This is a genomic window from Gemmatimonadaceae bacterium, from assembly GCA_019752115.1.
Taxonomy (GTDB): Bacteria; Gemmatimonadota; Gemmatimonadetes; order Gemmatimonadales; family Gemmatimonadaceae; genus Gemmatimonas.
The window spans coordinates 113,081-121,063 of record JAIEMN010000007.1; the positions used below are offsets into that span (position 1 = coordinate 113,081).

The 7,983-nt window shown below is 62.4% G+C and carries 6 protein-coding genes; 4 read left to right on the top strand and 2 right to left on the bottom strand.

Annotation, left to right across the window (positions count from 1 at the left end; genetic code table 11):
• Positions 1-96: 96 nt before the first annotated feature.
• Positions 97-2,016: a DNA/RNA non-specific endonuclease gene (locus K2R93_03810; GenBank protein MBY0488947.1), complete on the bottom strand. Its 1,920-nt coding sequence runs from the start codon at positions 2,014-2,016 to the stop codon at positions 97-99.
• 810 nt (positions 2,017-2,826) lie between these two features.
• Between K2R93_03810 and K2R93_03815 the strand changes: the two genes are divergently transcribed.
• The 4 genes from K2R93_03815 (at position 2,827) to K2R93_03830 (ending at position 6,426) form a co-directional block, all read left to right on the top strand.
• Positions 2,827-4,452 carry a trypsin-like peptidase domain-containing protein gene (locus tag K2R93_03815; GenBank protein MBY0488948.1) on the top strand — a complete coding sequence of 542 codons (1,626 nt, stop codon included), beginning with the start codon at positions 2,827-2,829 and terminating at the stop codon, positions 4,450-4,452.
• Between the two features lie 813 nt (positions 4,453-5,265).
• Entirely contained in the window at positions 5,266-5,532 is a 267-nt protein-coding gene (locus tag K2R93_03820) for a helix-turn-helix domain-containing protein (GenBank protein MBY0488949.1), read from the top strand.
• 13 nt (positions 5,533-5,545) lie between these two features.
• Positions 5,546-6,154: a hypothetical protein gene (locus K2R93_03825; protein ID MBY0488950.1), complete on the top strand. Its 609-nt coding sequence runs from the start codon at positions 5,546-5,548 to the stop codon at positions 6,152-6,154.
• Between the two features lie 71 nt (positions 6,155-6,225).
• The gene (locus K2R93_03830) at positions 6,226-6,426 is read left to right on the top strand and encodes a hypothetical protein (protein MBY0488951.1); all 201 of its coding nucleotides are present in this window, start codon (positions 6,226-6,228) and stop codon (positions 6,424-6,426) included.
• Between the two features lie 79 nt (positions 6,427-6,505).
• On the opposite strand, the gene K2R93_03835 is transcribed toward K2R93_03830, so the two are convergent.
• On the bottom strand, positions 6,506-7,030 hold the full coding sequence (locus tag K2R93_03835; GenBank protein ID MBY0488952.1) for a hypothetical protein: 525 nt from the start codon (positions 7,028-7,030) through the stop codon (positions 6,506-6,508).
• Positions 7,031-7,983: the final 953 nt, after the last annotated feature.

Here is a 7,983-nt window from a genome sequence, read left to right on the forward strand (position 1 = left end):
CGAGCGTTCGGCCTTTTTGCTGGACGCGCGCGCCGCGCCGCGCCGCGCTGCGCAGCGCACGCAGCGGCCGCCGCGTGCGCTGCGCGGTGAGAGGAGCTATAGGCCGTCGAATCGCAGGCCCGTCAGTTCCGAGATCTCGTCAATCGTCGAGTCCAGCACGCCATCGGGGGTCTCGATGTCAAGTTCGAGCGGGCCCGCCTCATCGAGTTCGTCACTCTGGTCCAAAATGAAGGCCCGATGAACCAAGGCATCCCCTTCAACCCACGCGATGATCTTCCAGAACCGGAGCGGGACACGGATGCGAGTCGAGAACGCCGCGGTGGACTCCTTACTTCGGAGCGAGTCAAACGTTGGATCATCGGCCTGAAGAATCGGACCCACAAACTCGATGAGACGAGCGCTCTCGGCCTTCGCTTGTCCGACCACCTCACGCTCGACTCGGTACCATTCACGTGACCCGTTGAATGCTGCGATCTGCGGGCAGACGTTGGTCAAGGTAAAACTGTGGATGTCCGCCTGCCGCCGCTCGGCGGCGCTGCCGAAAATGACGTACTCGCGCGCCGCCTGATGTCCTCGCTGCAGCATCTGCGAGAAAATAGAGTCGTCCGGCTGATGCTCTTCAGCGATACGAGGATCGTACGACCACGGCGGCCGTTGCCCGAGACTTCCGGAGGGTCGTCGCGCTCCGTCGATATTGACCGCCGCGAACACGGGTAACCGACGCCGCGCATGCATTGCAGTCGTGAAGTGCCGGAAGGGCAAGAGGTATTCCTGCGGTCGGTCCACGCGAGGCGCCAGCGCGCGCCGAAGCGTCGGCGTGGGAGTCGGCAGCGGGATCGTGAATCCCTCCAAAAAGTCTGGATCGTAGCCGAGCGAGTCTGGAAATTGGTCCAGTGCTCGCCGCGTGATCTCCAAGCCCTCCGGCGCGAGAGCAAGCCGTCGCGTCCCACTGCGCGCACCGACGGCCGAAAGAGGCGTTGCCACTTCGACTGGCGTGGCCAGCGGCCCGTCCGCGACGAATCCGGCCGCTGTCCGAATGATGCCAAGCGCACGCGTGGCACTGGCTTGAAACGGATTGTCTGCGTTGCCGGCAATTTCGCCAAGTCGTGCAAGAATGCGGCTCACGCGCACGCCCTCGTTCGACACGTACTGAATGCTCGCGTCGTCGTCATCAGGCCGCGCCGCCCGATTATCACGCCGCAGCACCACGGGCTGGCCGCGGACGGTGCGGACCGCCGGTACGCCCCGCCGATGCAACGCCACGACAAACCATTGATCGTTCATCACGGGTGAGCCCGAGGAGCCCCGCACTGTATCGGTCTCGTAGTAGATAAAGCTGTTGCCTTCTAGCTGACTTGCGTCCGCGGTCTCGTCATACGGATAGACCGTGACACGGTTGTTGCGAATGGCCAAATGCTTCTGTCGACCGTTCGGGTGCTGGATAATGCTGGCGTACTCGTCGCGAACGATCTTCCCGGTTTCCTCAAACAGGCGGAGATAGCCGAATCGGCTCAGACGCGTTCCATCCGTGGCCACCGGCAGGACGCTCACGATGGAGAAATCGAGTGCCTCGTCTGCGACAAAAATGTCCAGAGGATCCAGGCGAAAGACATGAGGGGTCAAGGGCAGCCCGCGAGCATCGTCGGATGCGTCAAATGTAGCGGTTGCTGCCAATGCCCAATCGGAGGAGCGCAAGACATGCTGGTTGGTCATCAGCAGGTTTGGCGCAATGAGAAATCCGGTCGCGAAGCCCGTCCCTCGTCCATCAACCGGGATCTCGATGCGCCCGACGGCACGTGCCGCACGTAACCCGATGTCGAGATAACGAATCGGCAGGATGTCGCTCCCTTCGATGATGCTCTCAAAGAACACACGGTCGGTTGGCAGTAGAAAATTGCGCCGGCGATTCAGCATGTCCGCTTCAACCTCCGGCGTTGTCCCGCGCGCCTGCCGCGCCTTCGCCGCGGCATAGCGCGCGGCGCTGCGAAGGGCATCCGACATATCAATACGTCCCATAGTGCATCTCCATTCCAGATGTGTCCGGTGGGGATCGGCGACGTCGCGTAGACGGAGCCGCAGCCGATCACACAATTCGATCTCAGAACGGCAAGCTCGTCAAGCGCCACCGTGACAAAGGCCGAATACGAAAACAGGGCATGTCGTGCGGGTTAACTCCGGCGATCCCGGACAGGAAACGCGACTGCATTGGTCACCCACCGCAGTTCATCGCTTCTCAAGCGTGGTCCAATGGGAGTCGCTGGCTGTACCATCGGCAGCGAGACGCACGACCCGCCCACGTGGGGTAGTCGGTGGCGATCCGCTCCTCGTCTTCTCAATCGGCCCGGCGTGAGAGGCTGGGTGACCTCGGATGTGCGGTGCGCGGGGCGCTGGCGGCCGTTTCCCTTCTCTGAGTAGTGACGAGCTGATGCCGTCGACGGCGTGCCGGAGCGTCAGTGCTACGGGTGACCTCCTTCGCGATCACCCGTGGGCCGATGTCGTGCCCCGCGCGATGTAGCCCGTTCTGCACTTTCCTGCTATTGTTCGTCCACGGACGTCCGGCTGACTGGAATTGAAGGATGCCGTTGATCCTGCGGCAGTCCACGTACCAATGTTGACGTGAAAACGCTGGCATGGTGCATGGCGTAGTTTTGTCACGCAGTAGTCTCGCCACATCGCATCATCAGAAGGTCAGAGCTCCACAGCCGGCGTTCGCCTTCTCGTATGCGTGAGCCCCGTGGTAGTGCCGCGGACATCGATCCATGATGGCATGTAGAGCATGGCCGAATGTCATTTTACGACTTGTCACCTAGTGCGCTCAGAGAGCGAGTGGCGACGCTCACGACGCGGCGGAGTATCGCCGAGCTCATCGAGATGTCACCGACGCTGCTAGATGGTCTCGCCAATAGCCTGAATCGCCGGGCATACCACCGGTTTCACGTTCCGAAGAAGTCAGGCGGTAGCCGGGTCATCACCGCGCCCACTGCGCGACTGAAAGAGGTGCAACGGCGGCTCTACCGTGTGTTGTCGGCCCTGACCGTACCGCCGACGTGCGCGTTCGGCTTTATCGAGCGACGGAGTACGGTGCACAACGCGCAGTCGCATACGCGCTCCCGGTGGGTGCTGAACATCGATCTAGAAGAGTTCTTTCCGTCGATCCACTTTGGGCGGGTTCATGGCATGCTCATGGCGCCCCCGTACCACATTCCCGAACTTGGGGCGCAGCGCATCGCGGCCTTGTGCTGTCACGAGAGCGTTCTCCCACAAGGGGCCCCGACATCGCCGATTCTCGCGAACATGATCGCGCGCGGATTGGACTTTGCCCTTCGCGACTTCGCGAATCAGAATCGCTGTCACTATACGCGCTACGCGGACGACCTGACATTCTCTCAATTCCGAAAGCGATTTCCGTCCGCCTTGGTGACGCGCGGTGTCGACAATGTCACGCGTGTGTCAGATGAGCTCAGGCAAATTGTTGAGTCCCATGGGTTTCGGCTCAACGCCAAGAAGACGCGACTTGCACACTACAGCGAGCGGCAGGAGGTGACGGGACTCATCGTTAACTCTAAGCGCCCGAACGTTCCCCGTGAGTTCATCCGAAACCTACGTGCGATGTTGCATGCATGGGAGCGCTATGGTGAGGAGGCCGCTGAGGCAACGTACCGTCGCACGTTCGCGCCTCGGGACGCGAGCGATCACGTTGGGCTCTTCCGAGAAACGCTTTTGGGGAGACTCAGCTATCTCGCCATGGTGAAGGGACGGTCGGATCCGGTCTACGTTGAGCTCATTAGACGAGCACGCGAGCGCGTTGATCGCAAGCACGGGACGAACTACTTCGATACGATGCCAATTCCCGAGGATGGCGTCGCGGTGTTGATGACCACCGAGGGCCGCGACAGAGCTGGAGAGCAGGGAACGGGATTTGTCCTGAGAAATATAGGGGTGGTTACTTGCTACCACGTGGTGCGACGGGCGGTGACCGTCGAGGCGTTTCCTTGGCACGCGCCGCTACGGGCGACCAACCTGTTTATGGATCGCTTCAATGTCGACTGGGACCTGGCAATCCTTCGCGGCAACTACGGTGCAAAATATCAATTTGAGGCCGGGGATGATGCGCAGCTTAGGATCGGGATGCCTGTTCGAATCGTGGGGTTTCCCAACTGGGCGCCAGATCGCCCGATGAGCATCACCGAGACGGTTATTCAAGGGATGAACTCCGATTACTTTGGAGCCCGACGATTCACCGTCCGTGATGCAATATTCGGGGGGAACAGCGGTGGTCCCGTTCTGAACGGTGCGGGGAAGGTGATCGGAGTGGCCATGACCGGTATGTTCCAGACCGGCGGAGGAACGGAGAACATGATTACGCCGATCAGCTATGTGCGACGGCTTGCCGAGCAGCCTGCGTACGACCCCTTTTCGAACGTAGCCTCAAAAACTCGAGAGCACTCGTGACGCTCGGCGCTCGTTAGGCGGTCACGAGCGCAGCCGGCCGGCGCGCGTCGCAACGCGTCGAGTCAGCTCGGCGTGCCCTCAGCTCAGCGCGGGCACCGAACACGCGTTCGCTTCGATATGAGTTCGTCCGTAAGGGCGAGCTGGTACAATGCACGGGTATGCGGAGCTCGGAGTGATGAATCCAGATTGTACGGAGCTTGTGCTTCTCCTTCGGACGTGGCTGCGCCGGCCGTCAACGCCAGCCTGCGAACTGTCGCCGTTGCGATTCGAAGGCCGGAAGTCGCCACTGTCTAATGCTGACGTCAAGGCACTGTGCCAGACGCTCAGAGAGCACTGCGGACAGGAGTTTCAATCCCTGTTGGCGCCAGACCACGGATTAGAACGTCCTTGGGGTTAGGCACGGCGAGTCGCTGACGAAGGCGCTCGGCAGGTCATCGAGCGAAGCCTTGCGTGGCCGGACTCCCAATGGAGACGTCTGGCGCTCGACACGTTGAGCTCTTTACATCCCGAATGGGCACGTCTCGGACCGTGATCTCACGGAGTTCGGCCGACCATAAGCCCAAACGCGTGTCGGCATAACGCGGGCGCGGACCGGCACACTGGCGCTCGAGCAGATTGCGCTGGCGTCGCGGCATATCGAAGTTGACGCGCCGATTGTGGGGATTGTCATCACCAGTATGAGATTGCGCAGAGTCACCAAGCAGAATTGCGCACTTGGGAGCTTTCCTGCGAGGCCCTCCGTCGGCCTCGTGCCGACGCGACCTTGGTCTCTTCCCCTGGGGGAGGAGACTGGTGTAAAGCAGGGATACCCTCGTGTTGCTACAGCACCTATCGGAGCAGGGGCTCGGGAAGCGAGCCATCGCCAAGCAGTTAGGGATTAGCCCGCGGACGGTCCATCACTGGATCGCGACCGGGCAGTTGACGCGGGTGATTGAGATGCCGGTGCCCCGGACGTCGGCGCCGCGTCCGCAGCGACTCGACCCCTTCAAGCCGCCGATCCTCGAGCGACTCGAGACGTACCCAGCGCTGACCGCGGAGCGGCTGTTCGCGGAGTGTCCCCGGCACGCTCACGCCAGATGAACTGCGGGCCGCGGTGCGGGACCTCCAGCGGGCGGTAGCGCACGAGCACAGCGACCGCGTGGAGAACGGAACCATCAGCACCCTGGCTGAGGTGCGCATTGTCGAGCGCACGTTCGACGACCTCGACACGGCGCGGGACTACGCGTTGCGGCACGCCGAGAACACGTCGGATGCCATCGCCGTCAAAGCACGGCGCATCAAGACGACGCGGCCCCTCGCGCATCGCGGCCCTTTCGCCCTGGCTTCCGGCTCCCTGTGGACCTGCGACGGCACCTCGGTTCGGCCGGTGGTAGTGCTGTGTGACGAGGTGCAGGGCCGCCGCGAAGCCACGAAGCTGCTCCGCGTCGTGCAGGCCTACGTGGACGCCGACGCGCCGCTGCGTGAGGCGGAGCGCGCCGCGCACGGCCTCGCCGGAGGGTTCACGCGTGGTGAGCCCCTCACGTCAGCGTGGGTGCAGCAGGCGCGGCGCGCGCAGGTCGCACTGGCGAAGGCCCGACGCGCCCGCGACGAGGCGACCGCGCGGTACGCGGCCTATCACGATGCCTTGGCCGACAAGCTCTTCCCGATCACCGCCGTCGAGGAAAGCGTGGTCTGGGTGGTCGGCGGGTGGGCCGCGTGGTGAGCGCCCCGGAGCCTGCTCAAGATGCTATGCTCCTCACAGGGCCTCCACATGCCACTCGTGACGGAGCACGTATGAGCCGGAGTCGAAAGGATGGACGGAAGCGTGGTGGCCATCGCGACACGCAGCACCGCGAGGTCTGGAGTCGGCGGTGCCGGCGTGTGTCCATGTGGCCGATTGATGACCCGGATGTGACGGTGCTGACCCATCGTCACGAGCGTCGCCTGGCGAAGGCCGACGTGCGACGCGCGGTGCGCGAGCTGACCGACGCATGAGCGCCGCCTGGTCTGGACGCTCGGCGGTGGTGTCTCCAGCCCTATCTCGGCACACGGCGTCGACATACTGCGTTACCCGTTACGGGCCGGCACCTCGAGCCGCATCAGCATAATCGACAAGTCCGGCGGCGCGAAGCCGCGACGCAAGCAGCACGCGTGGAATGAGCACCATGAGGATGGCCCCCGCTGACCACTCGAGCGAGTGTGTTCCTCGAGTCGTCATTACGAGCCACTGCCGAGCCTCGTCAACGACCGTGGTGCCCGTGACCGCCACCAGGAAGAGCACGCCACATACGACGTTGAGCATGGCGGTGACTACGATTGCGCAGAACAGGGACACCGCATGCCAAGCGCGTGAGGTGGCAAATATGCGCTGTCGACGGACGAGCGCCATCCATCCGAGGACCGCGAGGGCCAGCGGTGGCGCCCAGAGCGGCAGCACTGATACCCATCCAGCGACACGTGCCACCGTCTGTTCACGATCCCACATCACGCCTGAGAATGTGAGCGAGTCGTAGATCGCCGACACGATCAGCGGGACCGGGAGGCTCATCGCCACCCAGAGCACGAACGTTCGGCGGTCGCGAGTCTGCAGAGTGATCATATCGCGTGCGCTCTCATCAGGACGGCGCTTCAGGCAACCGTGACCGAAGGCGCCTGTGGCTGGTACGGCGAAGCGAGTCGTACGAACCATCCGGCTTTGGCACCAGACTCAGTCGTATGGAGGGTATCCCCCATTGAACGCACGAATTACCACTGCCTAGCGGCAGCTTGCTGTACGGCCACTCCGCGTAGTTGCCGTTCGCGTCCGGACTTGAATGATTTCCATACGTAGGAGGGATTCGAGTCTGGTTGACATGGTGTGCGACTTCGTGAAGGTATCGGGCAAGCAGAGTGCTCGCTCCATCAATGGATGTTCCGCGATACTCCTTGAAGTACTGGTCGTCGATGTGAATGCGCCCCAGGTAAGTGTTGCCCGTATGCCCCATAAGCCAGGATGGCTGACTCCATCTCCCCATGGAGATGCTATCGGAGTTCAAAAGTCTCGTAAATGTTTGGATGAGATCGCGACACATGGCACTGTCTTGAGGTGGGATGCGATCTGGCGTCTTCATCCTCGTCAGCACCGAATCTCGGATGTACTTCTTCTCGTTAGCGGTAAGGTCTCGGAGGCAGTACATGTAAGTCCAGCAGGCAGTCGCCGGATCGACGCAGGTAACCAAGGCAGCCGAGCTCCTGACACCGAAGAGCGAACTGGCCGCACACTCAGGAAGGACCTCGACCGCCACGCTCGCGGACTTGAGACGCCCGTTGACCAACGCAGTGAAGTTAATGGTTCGCGACGAGTCGACCCAGCCGTAGCAGGTTGCGGCGGTACAGCCGATTGAGCGTACGGTGCCGGCGCCGACGAAAGAGAGGTTTGTGACGGGGCGTCCGGCTGGCTGAGAGGTCCCCTCAAAGACGACGGAGAAATCGGGCGTTGAACCGCCCCGGGTTTGGAGGAGACTCGGTTAATTGAGTGCCAAGCGCTCCGCAGGAGCCGCTTGGGTGCGGTAG

Coding starts and splice junctions, on each gene's coding strand:
- K2R93_03830 (MBY0488951.1), top strand. CDS start 6,226: ATGAGCCGGAGTCGAAAGGATGGACGGAAGCGTGGTGGCCATCGCGAC.
- K2R93_03835 (MBY0488952.1), bottom strand. CDS start 7,030: ATGATCACTCTGCAGACTCGCGACCGCCGAACGTTCGTGCTCTGGGTG.
- K2R93_03810 (MBY0488947.1), bottom strand. CDS start 2,016: ATGGGACGTATTGATATGTCGGATGCCCTTCGCAGCGCCGCGCGCTAT.